At 69.1% G+C, this 21,042-nt stretch carries 19 protein-coding genes; 12 read left to right on the top strand and 7 right to left on the bottom strand.

The features are described from left to right. Positions 1-32 precede the first annotated feature (32 nt). Positions 33-854: a serine O-acetyltransferase gene (cysE, locus tag KB221_06245; protein ID WIY70619.1), complete on the bottom strand. Its 822-nt coding sequence runs from the start codon at positions 852-854 to the stop codon at positions 33-35. 20 nt (positions 855-874) lie between these two features. Next, positions 875-1,525, bottom strand: a complete 651-nt coding sequence (locus tag KB221_06240; protein ID WIY70618.1) for an NUDIX hydrolase — start codon at positions 1,523-1,525, stop codon at positions 875-877. A gap of 46 nt (positions 1,526-1,571) precedes the next feature. Between KB221_06240 and KB221_06235 the strand changes: the two genes are divergently transcribed. Further along, entirely contained in the window at positions 1,572-2,174 is a 603-nt protein-coding gene (locus KB221_06235; protein ID WIY70617.1) for a nitroreductase, read from the top strand. Positions 2,175-2,330: 156 nt separating this feature from the next. Here KB221_06235 and hutI read toward each other — a convergent pair whose 3' ends face one another. Together hutI and KB221_06225 are read right to left on the bottom strand one after the other, a co-directional pair. Next, a complete protein-coding gene (gene hutI, locus KB221_06230) occupies positions 2,331-3,545 on the bottom strand; it encodes an imidazolonepropionase (protein WIY70875.1) in 1,215 nt (404 codons plus the stop codon). Then, positions 3,545-4,438 (bottom strand): agmatinase family protein, encoded by an 894-nt coding sequence (locus KB221_06225; GenBank protein WIY70616.1) that lies wholly within the window; start codon positions 4,436-4,438, stop codon positions 3,545-3,547. Before KB221_06225 ends, hutI begins: the two co-directional genes overlap by 1 nt. A gap of 25 nt (positions 4,439-4,463) precedes the next feature. On the opposite strand from KB221_06225, the gene KB221_06220 reads away from it, so the two are divergent. Continuing rightward, entirely contained in the window at positions 4,464-6,143 is a 1,680-nt protein-coding gene (locus KB221_06220; GenBank protein WIY70615.1) for a urocanate hydratase, read from the top strand. Positions 6,144-6,311: 168 nt separating this feature from the next. Further along, a complete protein-coding gene (gene hutH, locus KB221_06215) occupies positions 6,312-7,841 on the top strand; it encodes a histidine ammonia-lyase (protein ID WIY70614.1) in 1,530 nt (509 codons plus the stop codon). Between the two features lie 548 nt (positions 7,842-8,389). Here hutH and KB221_06210 read toward each other — a convergent pair. Next, positions 8,390-10,216, bottom strand: a complete 1,827-nt coding sequence (locus KB221_06210) for a PPC domain-containing protein (GenBank protein ID WIY70613.1) — start codon at positions 10,214-10,216, stop codon at positions 8,390-8,392. A gap of 98 nt (positions 10,217-10,314) precedes the next feature. Here KB221_06210 and folD point away from each other — a divergent pair, with 98 nt between their 5' ends. The 5 genes from folD to KB221_06185 all read left to right on the top strand — a co-directional run bounded on the left by folD (position 10,315) and on the right by KB221_06185 (position 14,295). Next, entirely contained in the window at positions 10,315-11,238 is a 924-nt protein-coding gene (folD, locus tag KB221_06205) for a bifunctional methylenetetrahydrofolate dehydrogenase/methenyltetrahydrofolate cyclohydrolase FolD (GenBank protein WIY70612.1), read from the top strand. Positions 11,239-11,290: 52 nt separating this feature from the next. After that, positions 11,291-11,974: a LemA family protein gene (locus KB221_06200; GenBank protein WIY70611.1), complete on the top strand. Its 684-nt coding sequence runs from the start codon at positions 11,291-11,293 to the stop codon at positions 11,972-11,974. Beyond that, positions 11,971-12,789 (top strand): TPM domain-containing protein, encoded by an 819-nt coding sequence (locus tag KB221_06195; protein ID WIY70610.1) that lies wholly within the window; start codon positions 11,971-11,973, stop codon positions 12,787-12,789. The genes KB221_06200 and KB221_06195 overlap by 4 nt, the downstream gene beginning before the upstream one ends. After that, positions 12,783-13,475, top strand: coding sequence for a TPM domain-containing protein (locus KB221_06190; GenBank protein ID WIY70609.1), 693 nt, complete (start codon positions 12,783-12,785; stop codon positions 13,473-13,475). Before KB221_06195 ends, KB221_06190 begins: the two co-directional genes overlap by 7 nt. Positions 13,476-13,557: 82 nt before the next feature. Beyond that, positions 13,558-14,295, top strand: coding sequence for an endonuclease/exonuclease/phosphatase family protein (locus KB221_06185; GenBank protein WIY70608.1), 738 nt, complete (start codon positions 13,558-13,560; stop codon positions 14,293-14,295). On the opposite strand, the gene KB221_06180 is transcribed toward KB221_06185, so the two are convergent. Continuing rightward, on the bottom strand, positions 14,282-15,748 hold the full coding sequence (locus KB221_06180) for a phospholipase D-like domain-containing protein (protein WIY70607.1): 1,467 nt from the start codon (positions 15,746-15,748) through the stop codon (positions 14,282-14,284). The two genes, KB221_06185 and KB221_06180, sit on opposite strands and share 14 nt — an antisense overlap. A 191-nt stretch (positions 15,749-15,939) precedes the next feature. Between KB221_06180 and KB221_06175 the strand changes: the two genes are divergently transcribed. The 3 genes from KB221_06175 (at position 15,940) to KB221_06165 (ending at position 19,476) form a co-directional block, all read left to right on the top strand. After that, on the top strand, positions 15,940-16,128 hold the full coding sequence (locus KB221_06175) for a hypothetical protein (protein ID WIY70606.1): 189 nt from the start codon (positions 15,940-15,942) through the stop codon (positions 16,126-16,128). 129 nt (positions 16,129-16,257) lie between these two features. Continuing rightward, positions 16,258-18,765 carry a tipN gene (locus tag KB221_06170; protein WIY70605.1) on the top strand — a complete coding sequence of 836 codons (2,508 nt, stop codon included), beginning with the start codon at positions 16,258-16,260 and terminating at the stop codon, positions 18,763-18,765. A 114-nt stretch (positions 18,766-18,879) separates the two neighbouring features. Continuing rightward, positions 18,880-19,476 carry a hypothetical protein gene (locus tag KB221_06165; protein WIY70604.1) on the top strand — a complete coding sequence of 199 codons (597 nt, stop codon included), beginning with the start codon at positions 18,880-18,882 and terminating at the stop codon, positions 19,474-19,476. On the opposite strand, the gene KB221_06160 is transcribed toward KB221_06165, so the two are convergent. After that, positions 19,440-20,618, bottom strand: a complete 1,179-nt coding sequence (locus tag KB221_06160; GenBank protein WIY70603.1) for an MFS transporter — start codon at positions 20,616-20,618, stop codon at positions 19,440-19,442. The genes KB221_06165 and KB221_06160 overlap by 37 nt on opposite strands. Before the next feature lie 48 nt (positions 20,619-20,666). Between KB221_06160 and KB221_06155 the strand changes: the two genes are divergently transcribed. Continuing rightward, positions 20,667-21,038, top strand: a complete 372-nt coding sequence (locus KB221_06155) for a DUF423 domain-containing protein (protein WIY70602.1) — start codon at positions 20,667-20,669, stop codon at positions 21,036-21,038. Positions 21,039-21,042 lie beyond the last annotated feature (4 nt).

Genomic DNA, 21,042 nt, shown 5'->3' with positions numbered 1-21,042 from the left:
ACCCTAGAGAAACCCCCGCCTGCGGGAAACCCTCAAATGACGAAGTCGTAGACGATGTCGGCCAGCGTATGGTCCATCGTGCGCGCCGGCGTCGCATCCGTCGGGCAGTTGACCAGCCGCGCGGGCACCCCGGCCACCGTGCAGTGCGCCGGCACCGGCTTCAGCACCACCGAACCCGACGCGACCTTGGCGTAGTCGCCGACCGTGATGTTGCCCAGCACCTTGGCCCCGGCCCCCAGCAGGACGCCCTTGCCGATCTTCGGATGCCGGTCGCCCCGATCGGCACCGGTTCCGCCCAGGGTCACGGCGTGCAGCATCGACACCTCGTCGCCGACCACCGCCGTCTCGCCGATCACGATCCCCGTGCCGTGGTCGAGGAACAGGCCCGACCCCAGCTTCGCCGCCGGATGGATGTCGACCTGGAACAGCTCTGAAATCCGGCTCTGGAAATGGAAGGCCAGCGTCTCGCGGCCCTGGGTCCACAGCCAGTGCGACACCCGCCAGGCCTGCAGCGCCTGGAAGCCCTTGAAGTAGAGGAACGGCTGCAACAGCGTCTTGATCGCCGGATCACGCTCGGCCACGGCCTGCAGGTCAGCCTCGGCGGCGGCGACGATCGACGGATCGGCGGCGAAGGCGTCACGGCACACTTCGCGCACCGACATGGGCCCCAGCTCGCTGTCCCCCAGCTTGCGTCCGATCTGGAAACTCAGGGCGCTGGCCAGGTCGTTGTGCGCCAGAATGACGGCGCTCATCTGGGACGCCAGATGCGGCTCATCCCGCGTCGCCGCTTCGGCGGAGGCGCGCAGGTCGGACCAGCAGTCCGGCCGCTGCGCAACGATTTCGAGCCTGGGCATCGGTCTGTCCTCCAGCGTCATCATACGCTCGCCAGCATGGCCTTCGCCAGTTCGGGCGGCAGTTCGCCTTCCCATGCCATATGGTAGGCCCGCAGCGCCGTCGCCAGCGTGAACATGTCCCGGATCGCCCCGGTTCCGATCTCGCGCAGCAGGTCGCCGAACGGTACGCGGATCACCCGGATGATCTCGGTCGGGTCCGGCGCGACCGGTACGGGCGTCAGGCCCCAGGCGATCCAGGCCATGGCCCGCTCGTCGGTGACGGAGTTGCTCATCTCCGCCTTGTAGGCCGAGGCCCAGTGCGCGGCCTCCAGCCCCGCCTCCTCCATCAGTTCCCGACGCGCGCCCTCGATCGGGTCCTCGTCGAACGGGGCCCCGCCCTCGGGCATCTCCCACGACCAGTTCATCAGGGCGAACCGCTGCTGGCCTACCAGGGTCACGGTGCCGTCCGCATGCACCGGCAGCACCCCGACCGACAGATTGCGCGGCCGCATGACCACATAGTCGGCCTTCACCCCCGTCGGTGCCGTCGCATCATGCCGGGTCATTCGGAGCCACGGATTCTCGAACGTCACCGCCGAGCCGGCGTCCCGCCACGGCGGCGGCCGGTCGCTGCCGTCGTCCCACGCGGGCCGCGGGCGGTCGTCGTCAAAGGTCTTGTGAGAGTCGCTCATAGCCGTGGGTATGGCGCCGGAGGCCGCCCGCGACTAGGTCAGGGCCATGACCGACGCCGATCTGGGAGCGACCCTCCCCCTGCCCGTCCCGTCCGCCGAGATGCAGGACCGCCTCGCGCGGCGCCGCTCGGCCCCGGCCCAGTCGCTGACAGCGCCCGGCCCGTCGCCGGTCGAGATCGAACGCCTCCTGCAGCTCGGCGCCCGCACGCCCGACCATGGCAAGCTCTTCCCCTGGCGGTTCGTGGTCATGGGCCCGCAGAGCCGCGCCGACCTCGCCCGCGCCCTCGCCCCACTTGCCGCACATCAGCTCGACCCCGGCAAGGCAACCAAGGTGCTGTCGAAGCTGACCGCCCCGCCCCTGACCATTCTGGTGCTCTCCGTCCCGATCGCCGGCCACAAGGTGCCGGAGTGGGAGCAGCAGCTCTCGGCCGGTGCCGTCTGTATGAACCTCGAACACGCCGCCAATGCCCTGGGCTACGCCGCCAGCTGGATCACCGACTGGTACAGCTACGACCCGGCCGCCCTGGCCCTCTATGATGTCCGTGCGGGCGAGCGGGTGGCGGGCTTCATCCACATCGGGACCCTCGCCGAGCCGCCCCTAGAACGCCCCCGTCCGGACGTGACGGCGCTGACCACCTGGCGCGACTGAACCTCAGGGACGGAACAGGCCGACGCTCGCCAGCGTCGCCACCGCCATCAGCGCGGTGACCACCACCAGCAGGGCGGTCAGCAGGTTTTCAGTCCGGTCCGGGCGGCTGCGCATGGCGACGATCTCCGCCGCCAGTGTCTCGCGATTCGGGCCTGATCAGGCGTCCCAGGCCCCGCCGACCATCCGCCGCGCCAGCAGCGGCTTGCCCAGCCAGTAGGCCAGCTCCGCCGGCCGTTCGATGTCCCAGACCGCCAGATCGGCCGCCTTGCCCGCTTCCAGCGTGCCGATCTCGCCCTCGAGCCCGAGCGCCCGCGCCGCGATCCGTGTCGCCCCCGCCAGCGCCTCCTCGGGCGTCAGCCGGAACTGCACGCAGGCCAGATTGATCGCCGCCGTCATCGAGGCGAGCGGCGACGTCCCCGGATTGCAGTCCGTCGCCACCGCCATCGCCACGCCGTACTGACGGAACAGGTCCATCGGCGGAAGCACCGTCTCCCGCAGCATCAGCCAGGCCCCCGGCAACAGCACGGCGACGACACCGGCCCCGGCCATGGCCTTCACCCCGGCCTCGTCCGAGTGCTCGACATGGTCCGCCGACAGGGCCCCGTAGCGCGCCGCCAGCGCCGCCCCGCCGCCGTCCGACAGCTGGTCCGCATGCAGCTTGACCGGCAGACACAGTGCCCGCGCCCTGTCGAACAGCCGTGCCACCTCTTCGGTCGAGAAGGCAATCGGCTCGCAATAGGCGTCGACCGCATCGACCAGTCCCTCGGCGTGGGCCGCCGGCAGGATGTCGTCCACCGCCAGATCGACATAGCGCGCCCGGTCCGTCTTCCACTCCGGCGGCACGGCGTGCAGACCCAGATAGCTCGTGCGCACCCGCACCCCCGCCTCGCGCCCGATCCGCCGCGCCACGCGCAGCATCTTCAGCTCGCTGTCGTGATCCAGCCCGTAGCCCGACTTGATCTCGACCGTCGTGACCCCCGTCGCCTTCAGCCCGGCCAGCCGCCCCAGCGCGCTCGCATAAAGCTGGTCCTCCGAGGCCGCCCGCGTCGCCGCCACAGAGGAAACGATCCCGCCCCCGGCCCGCGCGATCTCCTCGTATGTCGCCCCGCCCAGCCGCTGTTCGAACTCGCCTGACCGGTCGCCGCCGAACACCAGATGCGTGTGACAATCCACCAGCCCCGGCGTGACCCAGCGCCCGTCCAGCCGGTCTGTCTCCACCGCCTCATGCGCCGGTAGATCGGTCCGCGCCCCGGCCCAGACGATCCGCCCGTCCCGGACCAGCAGCGCCCCGTCCTCGATCGCGCCATAGGCCGCGCCGCCTTGAGCCATCGTGGCCAGACGGCAGTCCGTGATGAGCCGGTCCGCGCGGATCATCGCGTCTCAAACCCCGCCAGCAGTTCGCAGAACCACCGCCCCGCCGTCAGCGAGCCGAGGTCGCCGATCTCCAGCGACGGATCGTATTCGGTCAGGTCCACCGCCCGCACCTTGGGATGCGCCCCGATCACCCGCGTCGCGTCGAAGAAGTCCTGCACGGACACGCCACCCGGCCTTGCGCCCGGCGAGGCCGGCCACTGGCCGCGGTCGATCACATCGATGTCGAAATCGACATAGATGACCTCGCAGAGCCCCGACAGCCGCTCCAGCTCCTCGGCCACGACCACGGCCATGCCCCGCTCGCGACAGGCCCGCGCCGTCCGCACCGATATTCCCGCCGCCTTCGCCTTGTCGTGCGCCCGCTTCGTATTGGCGAACGGCGCCAGGCCGATCTGGCTGATCCGCTCGCCGGCCAGCCCGTCTTCCAGCAGCGCCTGCACCGGATTGCCGTTGGTCAGGCCCTGATCGGTGTCCCGCAGGTCGAAATGGGCATCCAGCGTCAGCAGGCCCGCCCGCGCCAGCCCGAGACCGTGCACGCCCGGTCGCGTGATCGCATTATTGCCCCCGATCAGCACGGTCAGCCCGCGCTGGACCTGCGCCGCCGTCGCATCGCGCACCGGCCCGAACGCATCGGCCGGCGTGACCGCCTTCAGCGGCAGATCGCCCGCGTCATGAACCTTCGCCTCCAGCGTCCGGCCCGTCTCGACATCATAGGTCGAGAACCGCGGCAGCACGGCACGGAATGCCTTCGGCCCCAGGTCACACCGCCCCGGCGTCAACGACCGCTCATTGAGCCCCGCGCCGATCAGGGCGACGTTCGCTTCAGGGTGATCACCGATCAGGTCGGCGACGCTGCGCCAGCCCAGCGCGTCTGAGTCTTCCAAGGTCATGGGATGGCAGCGTAGAGAGGCCGCCATGACGACTCAACAGACGAACACCCCCAGGAACGCAAGGATCATTCGCAGCCCGCGCGGCACGGAGATGACGGCGAAGACCTGGGCCGCCGAGGCCGCCCTGCGCATGCTGATGAACAACCTCGATCCCGAGGTGGCCGAGCGGCCCGAGGACCTCGTGGTCTACGGCGGCATCGGCAAGGCCGCGCGCGACTGGCCGTCGTTCGACCGCATCGTGACCGAGCTGCGCAATCTCGAGGCCGACCAGACCCTGCTGGTCCAGTCCGGCAAGCCGGTCGGCGTCTTCCGCACCCACGCCGACGCCCCGCGGGTCCTGATCGCCAACTCCAACCTCGTGCCCAAATGGGCGACCTGGGAGCATTTCAGCGAACTCGATCGCAAGGGCCTCATGATGTACGGCCAGATGACGGCCGGCTCATGGATCTACATCGGCACCCAGGGCATCGTTCAGGGCACCTATGAGACCTTCATGGAGGCCGCCCGCCAGCACTGGGGCGGAGAGACGGCCGGAAAATGGATCCTGACCGCCGGGCTCGGCGGCATGGGCGGGGCCCAGCCCCTGGCCGCCACCATGGCCGGCGTCTCCTGCCTCGCCATCGAATGCCAGCGCAGCCGCATCGAGATGCGTCTCCGGACCCGCTATCTCGACGTCATGGCCGAGAGCCTGGACGAGGCCCTGAACCTGATCGAACAGGCCGCTAAGAGCAATAAACCGATATCTGTCGGGCTATTGGCCAACGCTGCTGATGTATTGCCTGAGATAGTGAAGCGCGGTGTTCGCCCGGATCTGGTGACCGACCAGACCAGCGCCCACGATCTGGTCAATGGCTATCTGCCGGCCGGCTGGACCGTCGCCGAATGGGAGGACAAGCGCGTCTCCGATCCCGCCGCCGTGACCACAGCGGCCACGAAATCAATCGTTGATCACGTCCAGGCCATGCTGGATTTCCAGGCCATGGGCATCCCCGTCACCGACTATGGCAACAACATCCGCCAGGTGGCCTTCGACGCGGGCGTGAAGAACGCCTTCGACTTCCCCGGCTTCGTGCCCGCCTACATCCGCCCCCTGTTCTGCCGCGGCATCGGCCCCTTCCGCTGGGCCGCCCTGACCGGCGATCCGGACGATATCCGCAAGACCGATGCGGCGATGAAAAAGCTTTTCCCGGACAACGCCGGCCTGCATCGCTGGCTGGACATGGCGGGCGAGCGGATCGCCTTCCAGGGCCTGCCCGCCCGCATCTGCTGGATCGGCCTCGGCGACCGTCACCGCGCCGGCCTGATGTTCAACGACATGGTCGCCTCGGGCGAACTCAGCGGCCCGATCGTCATCGGCCGCGACCACCTCGACTCCGGCTCGGTCGCCAGCCCCAACCGCGAGACGGAGGCCATGATGGACGGCTCTGACGCCGTCTCCGACTGGCCCCTGCTGAACGCCCTGCTGAACACGGCCTCGGGTGCCAGCTGGGTCTCCCTCCATCACGGTGGCGGCGTCGGCATGGGCTACAGCCAGCACTCCGGCGTGGTCATCGTCGCCGACGGCACGCCCGAGGCCGCGAAGCGGCTCGAACGCGTCCTCTGGAACGACCCGGCGACCGGCGTCATGCGCCACGCCGATGCGGGCTATGAGATCGCGAAGGAGGCCGCCCGCGAACACGGCCTCAACCTGCCGAGTTTGAAGTGATTTCCGCTTTCGTCATCCCGGCGAAGGCCGGGACCCAGCGGCGCCGCGACAGCGGAGAAACACCGCTGGACGAGAGCATTTCCACCATTTCGCCCTCCGGGCGCCGCTGGGTTCCGGGGTCGCTCTGACGAGCGCTCCGGAATGACGAAAGTTTTGAGCGAACCCTCCATGACCCAGATCACAATCGGCTCCGGCCCACTGACTCTCAACCAGCTGCGCGCGGTCCTTGAAGGCCCGACCACCGTCTCTCTCGACCCCGCCGCCTGGACCGCCGTCGAGCGCGGCGCGGCCGTGGTCGCCGCCATCGTGGCCGAAGGGCGCACCGTCTACGGCGTCAACACCGGCTTCGGCCTGCTGGCCAATACCTCCATCGCCACCGAGGATCTCGAGACCCTGCAGAAGAACCTCGTCCTCAGCCATGCCTGCGGCGTCGGCGCCCTTCTGCCCGACAATGTCACCCGCCTGCTGATGGTGCTGAAGATCGCCAGCCTGTCGAAGGGGGCCTCCGGCATCCGACGCGGGACGCTCGAAGCCCTGATCGCCCTGGTCAACGCCGACGTCCTGCCCTGCATCCCGTCCAAGGGCTCGGTCGGGGCCTCGGGCGACCTCGCCCCGCTCGCTCACATGTCCTGCGTCCTGATCGGCGTCGGCGAGGCCCGCCATAATGGCGAGACGCTGTCCGCCGAGGACGCCCTCGCCCGCGTCGGCCTCAAGCCGCTGGTGCTCGGCCCCAAGGAGGGCCTCGCTCTTCTCAACGGCACCCAGTGCTCGACGGCTCTCGCCCTCGCCGGCCTGTTCGCGGCGGAAGCGACCTTCGCCGCCGGCATCGCCGCCGGGGCCCTGTCGGTCGATGCGCTGAAGGGCTCCGACGCCCCGTTCGACGCCCGCATCCACGCCCTGCGCGGCCAGCCGGGGCAAATCGCCGTCGCCGCCCGGCTGCGCGCCCTGATGGCCGGCTCGGCCATCCGCGACAGCCACCGCGAGGGCTGCCACAAGGTCCAGGATCCCTATTCCCTCCGCTGCCAGCCCCAGGTCATGGGTGCGGTGCTGGACGTGCTCCGCAACGCCGCCGCCACCCTGGAATGCGAAGCCAATGCCGTCACCGACAATCCGCTGGTCTTCATCGAGGAAGGTGACGTCATTTCCGGCGGCAATTTCCACGCCGAACCTGTTGCTTTCGCTGCCGATATGATCGCCATGGCCCTGTGCGAAATCGGCAATATCTCCGAGCGCCGCACATCCATCCTCGTCGATCCGAAGATGAGCGAACTGCCCGCCTTCCTCGTCAAGGAGAGCGGCTTGAACTCCGGCTTCATGATCGCCCAGGTCACCGCCGCCGCCCTCGTCGCCGAGAACCGGATGGTGGCTCATCCGTGCAGCATCGATACCGTCCCGACCTCGGCCAACCAGGAAGACCACGTCTCCATGGCCACCCACGGTGCCCGCCGCCTGCTCGACATGGCCGAGAACACCGCCGCCGTGGTCGGCATCGAACTGCTGGCCGCTGCCCAGGGCATGGAGTTCCACCGCCCCCTGACCTCTTCGCCTGATCTGGAAGCGGTCTGGGCCATCGTCCGCGAGGCCGCCGCCGCCTACGGCTCGGACCACTATTTCGCGCCGGACATCGCAAGAGCGACCGACGGCGTCCGCGCGGGGCGGTACCGGGTGTTCGCAGCGGATCTGCTGCCGTCGGCCTAGTCGCCCCGCCCCTCCCGCTATCGTCATCCTCCGGCAAGCCGCGCCTTCGCGGCGCAGACCGGGGGCCCCAGTGGCGCCGAAGGCGATCTGTCCAGCCGCGCTCCCGGCAGGTTCGCGCTCACGCGCGCCGCTGGGTCCCCCGGTCTCGCTGCGCTCGCCGGAGGATGACGATAGCGGGACAGTGTCTTCTAGCCCCCGATCTTCCCGCCCCCTTGAACCCCGGAACCTCCCTTTCGACCCATCAGGGACGGCCGAGTTCGCGCCTTCGTCCCGCCCACGTCCGAAATCGACGCACCCGCGTGCATCAATGCTCCGACGCCCACGGGCACGGTCTTTGACACGCTGAAATCTCCCGACAGGCCCGCTCGCAGGCCTGCCGCACCCCGGCGAAGGCCTGCCTCGGTCGTCGCCGCAGAATGCGCTGCAAATTTTCGGCTGAAACAGTGTCTTTCCGCCCCGCGAGGATGACGTCGAGGTGCTGATCCTTGCGGTTCACGATTTCGGACACCCAGGCACAGTACGCCTGCGGCCGACCCGGAGCGAGACCCTTAGGGCTGCTTCTCGACGTTCAGGGCATAGGCCCCGGTCTGACCCTGCTGGAAGGTTCCGGCCCGGACCTCGTAGACGCCGTCCGTCGGGGCGGTCCATTCCAGCTTGGCGTGGGTGTCCGACAGGCTGTCGTCGTCCGACCCCAGGATCTCGAAGGCCCCGCCCTCCTGCGCCCGACCGACGACGAGGAAGCTGTCGACCTCGTTGGAGACCATGGTGATCATCAGCTTCTCATCGGCCTTCAGCGTCACACGATAGGCGTCGAAGAAGCTGTTGTCCGCGGCGGTGGCGTCCGTCTCGGTCAGGATACCCCGCGCCGTCGCGCCGACCAGCACGCTGCCCGGCTGCGGCTGCGGTCCCCGGTCGAGCAGTTCGAGAGCGTAGAGCCCCTCGCCCTCCGACCCCAGCGGCGACACCCGCAGCACATAATCCCCGTCATCCGGCAGGGTGTAGCTGAGCCGGGAATCGGTGCCCTCGCCCAGACCGTCGTCATCCGAGGCCAGGGCCTCGAACTCGGCTCCCGCGCGGCCGATCTGCAGATAGGTGTCGAAGTCACCCGAGCGCATGATCGCCTGCACGCGCTGACCCGCCACGCCACTGAAGGCGAAGGCGTCATAGCTGCGATCGTCGCCATCCGTCGGATCCGTCTCGCCGATCTCGCCCTGGAGGGGCGCGCTGAAAGCCAGCGCCTCGGGTGCCTTGTCCGGCTCGACCTCGGAGAGCGACAGGGAATAGGCCCCCGTCGCCTCGGTGAAGGCCCGCGCTTCGATGAAATAGACCCCTGTGGCCGGAAGGGTGAAGGTCAGGCGCGAGTTGGTGCCTTCCGCCGCGCCGTCGTCGTCTTCGGCCAGGCTGACGCGGTTTGCGTCGAACAGTTCGACATAGGTGTCGAACTCGTCCGAGCTCATGTCGATGCGGATGCGCTGTCCCTCCTGACCGGAGAACCGGTAGGCGTCGGCGATCTCGCCGCCCGCGCCCCTGCCGTCGCCTTCGGCCAGGGCCCCTTCGGCCGAACCGCCGATTTCGATGGTCTGGGCGGCAGCCAGCTCCGGCCCGCGCGCCAGCGCTACCGAATAGGCCCCCTCGTTGCCGGCACCGAGCGGCGTTGCCCGGATGATGTAGTCGCCGGCCGTTTCGGCGGTGAAGATCAGCCGGGAGTTCAGGCCGGTCTCCATCGTGTCGTCGTTCATGGCCAGTTCGACGAACTCGCCCGCCCGCATCTGCCCGACCCGGACCACCGGATCGAAGGCGTCGGAGTTCAGGTCGATGGTGAACCGCTCGCCCTCGCGGGCGCGGAACGTATAGGCGTCATAGGCCTGGCCGCTCTCGGTCTCCGGGTCGCGGGCGGTCAACGCTCCCTCGATCGACTGGCCGACGCGGATGCCGGTCGGCCGCGGAGGGCGTCCGGCTGACGGGCGCTGGGTCAGGCCGAGCGTATAGGCCCCACCCTCGATGCCGGCCAGGGTTCGGGCCCGCAGCACAAAGGTGCCGGCCTGGTCCGCGGTGAAACGAAGCCGCGAATGGGTGCCCTCGCCCAACCCGTCATCGTCACTCGCCAGGGCCTCGCTCTCGCCCTGATGGAAGACCTCCAGATAGGCATCGAAGTCGGCGGCGCGCATGACCGCTTCCAGCCGCTGGCCGGCGCGGGCGCGGATCAGATAGTCGTCGTAGCGGTAAGCGTCGTCCGCCGCCGTGCCGTCGCCGTCCGCGATCTGGCCCTCGATGGTCCGCCCCGGCGACAGCGTCTCCGCGCGCTGGGCCAGCGCCGGTGCCGCGACCGACAACGCCAGCAGGCTGACGGCAGCGAGAATGGACTTACGGCGCATGGATATCCCCTTGAATGCGACTCCGATCATAGACGCCGAACCGCGCCCTCTGTAAATCGCGGCAACCGCACGATTCCTGACGACCGGAGCCGAAATCCATGACGGCCGACCCCGCCTGCGCGACCCTGATCGACGGCAAGGCCTTTGCCGCGGGCCTTGTGGAGCGCGTGGCCGCCGCCTCGGCGCGTCTGGAAGCGGCCCATGGCATCAAGCCCGGCCTGGCTGTCGTCATCGTCGGCGAGGACCCCGCCAGTCAGGTCTATGTCCGCAACAAGGGCGAAACGACCCAGCGCGCCGGCATGCGGTCCGATACGCATCGGCTCTCCGACCAGACTTCGCAGGCCGACCTGCTGGCCCTGATCGCCGACCTGAATGCCGACGCCGGCATCCACGGGATCCTCGTCCAGCTGCCCCTGCCCGGCCATATCGACGCCTCGACCGTGCTGGACGCCATTGATCCCGACAAGGATGTGGACGGATTTCACGTCGTCAACGCCGGCCGACTGGCCGTCGGCCTGCCCGGGCTGGTTCCCTGCACACCGCTGGGCTGTCTGATGCTGCTGAAGGCCGAACTGGGCGATCTGTCCGGCCTGAACGCCGTCATCGTCGGGCGCTCCAACATCGTCGGCAAGCCGATGGCCCAACTCCTTCTGGCCGAGAGCTGCACCGTCACTGTGGCGCACTCCCGTACGCGCGACCTGCCGGCCCTGTGCCGCACCGCCGACATTCTGGTCGCCGCCGTCGGACGACCTGAGATGGTCCGCGGCGACTGGATCAAGCCGGGTGCGGCCGTCATCGATGTGGGCATCAACCGCGTCCCGTCGCGCGATCCGGTCAAGGCTGCCGAAGGCAAGACCCGTCTGGTGGGCGACGTCGCCTTCGACGAGGCCGCCGGAGTCGCCGGACGGATCACGCCGGTACCGGGCGGCGTGGGCCCGATGACCATCGCCTGCCTGCTGGCCAACACCTATTCGGCGGCCTGCCGGTCGATCAAGGTTACGCCCGAACCTCTGGACGCTTGAACCGCCGCCGTTCAGGCACGATAGTCGGACTCTCGCCTGTCAGGAGACGTCGATGATCCGCTTCTCACCCCGTGTTTCGGCCCTCGCGGCCGTCGTGATCCTGACCCCCGCCATGGCGGGCTGCGGGATCAACGCCATTCCGACCAAGGAAGAGGCGGCCAAGGCGAAATGGGCCGATGTCCAGTCGCAATACCAGCGCCGCGCGGATCTGGTGCCGAACCTCGTCGCGACCGTGCAGGGCGCGGCGATCGCCGAACGCACCACCCTGACCCAGGTGATCGAGGCCCGCGCGCAGGCGACCGGCGTGACCGTCACGCCCGAGACGCTCAATGACCCAGCCGCCTTCCAGCGGTACCAGGCCGCACAGGGCCAACTCTCGCAGGCGCTTTCGCGGTTGCTGCTGGTCGTCGAGCGCTATCCCGACCTCAAGTCGAACCAGAATTTCATCGCCCTGCAGTCGCAGCTGGAAGGCACCGAGAACCGCATCGCCGTCGCGAGACGCGACTACAATGAGGCGGTGCGCGACTACAACACGACGCTGCGCACCTTCCCGACGGTCATCTGGGCCAACACCATTCACGGCGGTTCCGAGCCGATGCAGCTGTTCACGGCGACGGAGGCGGCCCAGTCCGCGCCGGGCGTGAATTTCGATGCCCTGAACCCGGCAGGCCCCGGCGGCTCCGCGCCTGCCGCAGCCCCCGGCTCGCCCCCGCCCGCGGCACCGGCGGCGCAGTGATCCGCACCCTTCCGGGTTTCCTCCGGGTCAGGGCGGCCGCCCTGATAACGGCCTTGCTGGCGGTCGTCTGGCTCGCAGTGGCCGCGCCGGCGCTGGCTGCCGGACCGACCTTCCCGCCCCTGAACGGGCGGGTGATCGACCACGGCGACCTTGTCTCCGACGCCAAGGAACTGGCGCTGGCCGCCAAGCTGGAGGCGCTCGAGCGCGACACGACCGATCAGGTCGTCGTCGTCACCGTGCCTGACCTGCAGGGCTATGAGATCGAGGAATACGGCTATCAGCTGGGCCGCGCCTGGGGCATCGGTCAGGCGCAGAAGAACAACGGCGTCCTGCTGATCGTCGCGCCGCGCGAACGCAAGGTCCGGATCGAGGTGGGTTACGGGCTGGAGCCCGTCCTGACCGACGCCCTTTCCGCCCTGATCATCCAGAATGAAATCCTGCCGTCCTTCCGCGAGGGCCATTTCGAACGCGGTATCGAGCAGGGCGTCGATGCCATCGACCGCCAGCTGAGACTCGACCCGGCCGAGGCCCAGGCACGCGCGGCCGCCGCGGAGCGCCCGAAGTCCGGGGCCCCCATCGGCGTCGGAATCGTGATCGTGGTGATCTTCTTCCTCATGATCCTGGCCATGATTGGCGGCGGCGGAGGCCGGGGCCGCCGGCGTCCCAGCGGCGTCGGTCCCATCCTGATCTGGGCGGCCACGGAAGCCCTGAGGAGCAGTGGCCGCGGCGGCGGCGGGGGTGGCTTCGGCGGTGGCGGCGGGTTCGGCGGCGGCGGCGGGAGTTTCGGCGGCGGTGGAGCATCCGGAGGATGGTGATCAAGCTGACTCCCCAGGTGCAGAGCCGCATCGGCGATGCGATCGCCGCGGCCGAGGCGAAGACCTCGGGCGAAATCTTCTGCGTACTGGCGCGGCGGGTTTCGTCCTATCGCGACATCTCGCTCGGCTGGGCGGCGGCCGCGGCCCTGCTGCTGCCGTTGGGGCTGATCCCGTTCGGGTTCGATCCGGCCTGGATCCCCGGAATGGGAGACGGCTGGCAGGCCGCCCATCTGTCTTCCACCGACGTGGTGGTGGGCCAGTCACTGGCCGCCTATGCCCTGATCCAGTCGGCCGTCTTCGTGACCGCCTTCCTGCTGACCTCGATCCCGGGGGTTCGCCGCTTCGTCACGCCACGCAGCGTGCGCCGGGCACGGGTACGGCGGGCGGCGATGGAGCAGTTCCTCGCCCACGGTCTGCACATCACCCGCGAGCGGACCGGGGTGCTGATCTTCGCCGCACTGGCCGATCATCAGGTCGAGGTGGTCGCCGACGAGGGTATCCACAGCAAGGTCGACCAGGCCATCTGGGCCGACGCCGTCGAGGCGCTGGCAAAAGGCATGAAGAACAACGATCCGGCCGCGGGCTTCGAGGTGTCGATCGGTCTGTGCGGCGACGTCCTGGCAGAGCATTTTCCGCCCCGCACGGAAAATCCCAATGAGATCGAGGATCGGCTGGTGCTGATCTGAACCAACGCCGCCGCTGGCCGCTTTGGTGTCATATTCCCCGTGGTAATGGCCTGACCGCCGCCCGGCCCCTGTTCAGGACGTCATGCCCCGCCTGCTGACCTACAATGTCCACCGCTGCGTCGGCGTCGATCGCAAGCTCGATGTCGCCCGCATCGTGGGCGTGATCGCCGAGCACGAGCCGGATATCGTCTGCCTGCAGGAACTCGACGTCGGCCGGGCCCGCACCGGCTACGTCGATCAGGCCCGGTCGATCGCAGATGGCCTGGCCATGACCTTCCACTTCCACGCCGCCATGCGGGTCGAGGCCGAGCAGTACGGCGACGCGGTCCTGACCCTGCGGCCCGAGCGACTTGTGAAATCCGGACCGCTCCCGACGATCCGGGGCGTACCGGGCCTCGAGCCGCGCGGCGCGATCTGGGCGGCAATCGACTTCGACGGCGTCGAACTGAATGTGATCAACACCCATCTCGGCCTCGTGCCCCGGGAGCAGAGGCTGCAGGCGGCGGCGCTGGTCGGGGCTGATTGGCTGGGCCATCCGGACTGCGTCGGCCCAACCCTGCTGACCGGTGACTTCAATGCCACTTCCGTCACCCGGCCCTACCAGACCCTCGCACGGCGTCTGGCCGACTGTCAGCGCAGCCTCGGGCTGAAGCCCTCGGTCAAGACGTTTCCATCGAGCTTTCCGGCCATCCGGATCGACCACTGCTTCACCAGCCCTGAACTGGTGGTCACGGCCGTAAAGGCACCCTTCTCTCCCCTCGCGCGGATGGCGTCCGACCACCTGCCGCTGATCATCGATTTCGAGATCAGGACGGCCTAGGCGGCGGCAGGGTGCGGTGCGAACGGCTGCGCCGCTTCCAGGGGCGGAAGGCGTCCCGGGTGGAGGCCGGGTCTCCGAGCTGGAACTCGGCAATGATCCGCTCGAACCGCGACGGCGGCTCTGCTCCGAGCGTATGCATCCGGCCGGTGTCGAACTGCTGGATCGCCTCGCCCACCGTGCCGGTGACGGCCTCGACCGCGCCGAAAGCCTCGCCGCTGACGCCGATCCAGTGGCCGATGGTCCGCTGGCGGAACCGCCGGATGGCATCACGGCCTGTATCATCGACCGGCTCGGCGGCGATGTCGCATTCGGTGTCAAAGCCGAACGACCGGTTGTTCAGGTTGGTCGATCCGATCCGCAGCACGACGTCGTCGTAGATCGAGACCTTGGCATGGACGATGATCCTCTCGCCCTGTCGCGTATGTGGCGTGAACGCGAAAAAGCGGTTGTGCCGGTCGGCCTGCTCCAGCCGGAACAGTATCTCTGACCGGGCTGTGTCCATGGTGATGCGGTCGAACCAGCTGGGACTCGTTCCCGTCGAAACCAGCACGATCTCGGGACCCTCCTCCTCGGCAAGCCTCGCCCCGAGGGCTTCCGCTATGACCGGCGAGGTAAAGTACTGGTTCTCCAGATAGATGAGACGCTTGGCGTTCCGAATGGCATCGAGATGCAGGGCCTCGTTCTCCCGGACTTCGGATCGTCCGGCGGTGGCGGGTTCGGTGCGGGCGATCGCGACCGGCGTTCCATGCATATCCGGCTCAAGATCGTCGGGCCAGGGATCGCTTGTCGCCTCGTCAGGAACCGTCCGCTCGCCGGTCGACCGGAACCAGCGCTCCCGAGCCAGGTCGCCGAGCGCCCTGGCTGCGGCTCCGTCCATGACCGCCATAACCTCGTGCCGGGGAGGCGGGATCAGACCGGATGGCTGGCACCGGCGTGGATCACCGTCCAGGTGCTCTTCGGAATCCCAGCGATCGGTTGAGATGTCGCCACCGCCGCAGAAGGCCACAGCGTCGTCGATGATGACCACCTTCTGGTGGTGACAGGCACCGAAGGCTGGCGGCGGATCGAGGCGGAATTCCACCATCCGCTTGCGAAACCACACCTGGGCCTTGTGCGGGTAGAAGCCCTGCGACGCAGAGATAAGCAGCGGCGATTTCCAGATCAGCAGCCGGACGTCCAGTTCCGGCCGGGCCTTCACCAGCATACGGAGCTGGTGCCCGATCTGGGCCTGATGGTCTGTGTGCGAACTCTGCGGGTCCAGCCGCGTTCGCGGGTCGAACTGCCAGCCCAGAATGACAATCGAGCGACGCGCCTTGCCGAGCGCTGACCGCAGGGCGTCGAAATAGGCTGCGTTTTCCATCAGAACGGCGAAGCGGTCCGCCGTCTCAACCCGCCAGCAATTGCGGCCCGGCGTGAGCAGGCTTTGGCTGTGGTCTTGCCCGGTCTGTTGCATGGCGCAGGTCTGGCCGATTCGCGTGACGGCGATGTGCGCCTCAAGCTCTACAGGACGCGCACCGACGACTTCCGTTCCATGAGCAGGTGCACCGGGTCAATGGTGACGCTTTGTTCATGTGGTCCGGCATTGTCCGAACGCGGTTTTGAGGGCATAAGAGCCACCGTCAGTCGGACAGGGGGAGATCGGCGATGCAAGCGCTGATCGAGTTCATCGCAGGGTTCGTGGCCATGCTGGCTGCTGCGGCTCTGTCGCAGTTCGGCGTGGACCTTGACCCACGCCAGGCGCCCCAGCGTGAAATCCACCGGGTCCGTGATTGCGGCGACAGTCCGACGGCGGCGATAATCGCTGCGTCGACCGAGCGCAAACAGGACTGCTGATCGTCGCTGGGGTCGACTGTCCCCGGATTCATACACCCCTGACTTTGCGCGCCGCGTTTGACTCGTTAGGGTCGAAACGTCCTACCGCGCGTCAGCTGTCGACGCGCTCCGTGACGAGATCGCCGCTCCATGAAATCACCCCGTCAACGGCCCGCGATGAATCTGACCGAACCGGACCCGGCGGCGGGAGCCACGGAGCCGTTCCGGGATCCGGACGAGCTGTCGCTCGGGGTCAAGGAACCTGTTGTCGAACGCCCGATGTCCGAACGTCGTCGTCGGCGGCTCGCCGACGAGCAGCGTCGCGCCGAGGAGCGGGCGCTCGCCGAGACCGGGCGGGCCGCGCCGACGCAGACAGTCACCCCCGAAATCGGCATATCGGCGGCTGCGCCGCCGGTTGCCTTCGAGCCGCCCCCGGCACCGGCACGAATCCAGGTCCGCGAGGCACCTGCGCCGTCCGGCCGTCACGCCTATCTCGTCGCCGGCGTCGCCTCGGCGCTCTGGGTCGGAGGCGTCGCCGCCTGGCTGGCCTTCGAGGTCGGTTCGGGCGCTGTCGAACTGGAGCCGCTCCGGCTTGCTGTCTATGCGCTGATCGCCTTGGCACCGGCCGGAATGGCCATCATGCTGGCCCATGCCGTGCGCCAGGGCGCCGGTCTCGCCGCGGAAACCCGCCGGGCGCGCGAACTGTCCGAGGCCCTGCTCGCTCCCACGGCACTGGCGGCCCAGCAGACCGGTGAGGTCTTGCACTCGCTCCGGAACGACATCGACCAGGCATCTCTCGCGGCCGAGCGCGCCCGTCACGACATGGCGCTGCTGCGGGAGGCCCTCTCGCAGGAAACAACCCGGCTGAACGAGGCCGCCGAGACGGCCGGCCGGACCGCGCGTCGCCTCGCTGAACAACTCGGCGGCGAGCGTGAGAAGATGCAGGTTCTGGCGACGCGGATGGACAGTCAGGCGTCGGGCGTGATCGAAGCCGTCGAACGCCAGTCGCGCATGGTTGTCGATGCGTCCGACCTGGCGCAGACCCAGCTCCGGGAGGCCGAGGCCGCCCTGGCCGCCCGCGCGGCCGACCTGGCCGCCGCCGCCAGCGAAGCCCAGGACGCGGCCCGCGTCGCCGCCGACGATCTGGCGCGCCAGACCCTGAGGCTCGAGAACGCCGGGTCGGGCGTCGCCGAACAGATCCAGTCGGTCGAGGAAGGTCTGGGCCAGCAGCGCGCCGCCCTCGTGACCGCCGCCTATGCCCTGCGCACCGACCAGGAAGATTTCTCGGCCCAGGTCGAGAGCCAGCGCGCCCAGTTGAGCGAACAGCTGTCCGCCACCCGTACCGCCGCCGGAGAGCTTGGCGACACCTCGACCCGGACCACCGAGACGATCAGGGACCTGGTCGAAGCAGCTACGGACCAGTTCCGGGCCCTTGTGGAAATGTCCCAGCGGGAGGCCGACGGCTTTGATGCTGCGACCAAGCTTGCGCTCGACCGTTTCGAGGCGCTGGCAGCCGAGGCTCGCGACGCGCTTGTCGAGGAGACCCGGTCCGCCCTGTCCGCACTGCAGGCCACGGCCGAGGAGTCCCGGGCGGCGGCAACCGATGCCGCCGAACAGGCCCAGGTTCGCGCTGATCGGCTGGGCGAGGCCCTGTTCGATGCCGCACAGAAAGCGGATCAGGCGGCGGATGCCCGCGTCGACTCGGCTCGCAAGATCGTCATGGAAACCAGCGGGCTGGTCGATGAGGCCGGTGATCGGGCGCTTGAGCGCCTGGAGACGACGGTTGAACGGATGAACGTCGCCCTCGCCCAGATCGATGAGACCATCGCTGACCTTGATCAGCGTGCCGCCCGCCTGCCCGAGGAGGCCCAGAAACGGGCCGAGGCGGTCAGGGTCTCGGTTGAGGAAGGGCTGGCCGCCCTCGCCGCGGCCTCGCAAAAGGCCGCGGCAGACACCGAGGCGCTGGACGCCGGCTTCCAGGAGCGGGTGCGGCGCAACTACGACATGCTGACCGAGGCTGTGCGCCTGATGGGGATCGTGTCGGGCGACACGCCGGCGCTGCGGCGACGCGAGCCGGTCCCGGCGGCCGGTCCTGCGTCCGTCGACACCGACAGCGGCCGTTCACGGGCAGCAAGGGGCGAAGATTCCCGCGGCTTTGGCCTCCGTGGCCGCCTGAAGCTCGAACCGATGCCCGGATCGGCGGCTCCTGTCAGCGATCGCCTGGGCTGGAGCGACCTCGTAGACGATGGCCCCGGTGAAGCGCCTCTGGATCTCGAAACGCCGGTCATGCCGGCCGAGGCCGCCGACGCGCTGGAAGAGCGTATCACGGCAGCGATCCGCCGCATGGGCGTGGATCCCAACGCCCTGCTCCCCCGCTCACGGGTCGAGGAGGCGGCGCAGGCCGTGACCGAGCGCGATCCCGACCGTGCCCGTCAGATCGTGCGCCGTGTGGCCCCGGCGGCGGTCCGGAGCGTCTCTCGCCGGGTGCTGACCGATCCCGACCTGCGTGCCGATGCCGAGGCCTATGTACGTGCCTTCGCACGCGATCTGGCGAACCGGGCCGGCGCGAATGACGGACCCGGCGTTCTGGGGCGGCTGACCTCGGACGGTGGCCGGGCGTTCATGCTGCTGGACGCTGCGATCGGCGACCTCGCCTGACGCGGGAATCTTGCGGCACCTAACGCCGCAGATGGCGATTGCGCCTTGACGTCCGGGGCCTGGTGGCGACACCGTGCCGCCCAGTGTCACACTTTTGTCGTATACAGGCTGGCCATGGTTGAGCCCAAGGACGAGACTGCCCCGGACTACCGACCGGGCCTCGTTATCTGCGCCTGGGACGTCGACGAAGAGGGCTGGGACCCGGTCGAGGATCTGTCCGGCGCTGTCTGGAACCCGGTCGGTGCCCGGACCCTGGCCGTCGATGCGGGCGCGCCCGAGGCCCTGGCGGCGGCCCTTTCCGCCCATCTGGATGACCGGAGTTGCCGGGGACTGCTCCTCGTCGGACGGACGCGGCGCAGTGACTCGTTCCGGGTCCAGATCAGGGCGGAAAACCGGTCCCTCGATGGTCGGCGGCTTGACGTGGTCGGACCGGGGCTGGCGCGGGCGACCGCACCGGTCGCGGACATGGTGCGGGCCCTGAATGAGGCCGGCCTTGCCGCTGACGCCAGTTCGGACTCAGAGGAGGATGCCGGCAGCTATCTGCTGTACCGCGTCCTGTCCGGTCTGCCGGACGGGCGGGATACGCCGGCGATCGGGCTGTTGCGCGCGCCCGAGCATGAGACGGACGCGGCCGTGCAGCGGGCGGTCAAGGCCGCGGCCCAGGCCATGGCGCATCACCTGCCGCCCCTGCCCCGCTCCCGCGCCAACTGACCGCGCAACGGGATGGCGGCGAGGAGGCCCGCGCCGGCCAGCGCCGCCATGGCCCAGTAGCCGCCCGCCCCGAAGCGATCGTAGAGCGGCCCGGACACGGCGGTCGCGAGGCCGATCAGCACACCGGCTGACAACACCGAACTGAGCATCTGGGCCGCCGTATGGGTCCCGGGCGGCGACAGACGCTCGACCAGTTGTACGCCGGCGAGGAAGGTGGCGGCGAAGGTCAGCGCATGCAGGGCCTGGAGGGGCCAGAGGAGCCACAGCGGCGGCGCGAGGGCCATCACGCTCCAGCGCAGGATGGCCGCGACCGAGCCGACCATCAGCAGGCTCCAGGGACCGATGCCGACGCGGCGCCGCCACGGCTCGAACAGCCACATCAGCGCGATCTCGACCACGACGCCGAAGGCCCAGAGCTGGCCCGTCACGGCCTCGCTGATCCCCTGTGCCTTCCACAGGATGGCCGAGAAGCCGTACTGGAAAGCGTGGGCGGCCTGGACGGCCCCGACGGCAAAGATGGTCGTCAGGAAGACCGGATCGCCCAGCAGCTGGCCGAGCCCCCGGAACCGCTCCCGGCCCCGCAGGGGGTCGCCGTCCGCCACGGGCTCCGCCGGCAGCGCCAGGATGGCGGTCGCCGCGAAGGCCACCGAGGTGGCCACGATCCAGACGATGATCCCGTCGACCGGCGCGGTCAGCAGGAGCATGCCCATACCGATGTTGGCGACCACGAAGGCCGCGGAGCCGGTCCCGCGCGGCAGGGCGAAGGTGAAGCCGAAGCGCGACGCGAGGCGCAGGGTCATCACGTCGGTCAGGGGCACCAGCACCCCCATGGCCGTGGCCCCGATGAACCAGCCGGCGGCACGCAGGGCGAAGCCGTCGGCAAGGCCCGCAAGGCCATAGCCCAGCGCCATGATCCCGCCGAGCAGCGCGATCGGCGTGCGCCTCAGGCGGAAGCCGTCGGCCCAGACCGCCAGCAGGGGCCCGGTGATGATTCGGGCCAGCATCGGTGCCGCCAGGACGGTTCCGATCTGGGCCCCGCTCAACCCCTGCGCGCTCAGCCACAGGCCTGCAAACGGAAGGCTCACGCCAGTGGCGCCGAAGAGCAACACATACTGCAGGGCCATGCGCTGGGCGGCGTTCATCGTCGGCGAATAGCAGACGCGCGGGATTCTGTCGGCTAGCGTCTGGTAATGACCATTTCTCGCAAGCTGGCGGCCTTCGCGGCATTGAACGGGGCGCTCGCCGTCCTGATCGGCGCCTTCGCGGCGCACGGGACGGGGCCGCAGATCAAGGCGCTGCTGACCACCGGAAGCCACTACCAGATGGTCCACGCCGTCCTCGCCCTGCTCTGCGCCGCATGGCCGGCTCGCGGCCGGCTGGTGGTGCTGGCGGGGTGGCTTTCGGCCTTGGGCGGCCTTGTCTTCTGCCTGGCCCTTTCAGCGATCGCCCTGTTGAGCCTGAACGCGATGGGTGCCGTTGCGCCGATCGGCGGCGTGATGATGATCGCAGCTTGGCTTTTGCTTCTCGTTGCCGCATTGCGGTCACAATCAACACCCGCCTGACGGC

The sequence above is a fragment of the Aquidulcibacter paucihalophilus genome (assembly GCA_030285985.1).
Taxonomy (GTDB): domain Bacteria; phylum Pseudomonadota; class Alphaproteobacteria; order Caulobacterales; family Caulobacteraceae; genus Brevundimonas.
The sequence above is the reverse complement of the archived record's forward strand: the minus strand, read 5'-3'. Positions and strand labels throughout refer to the sequence as shown.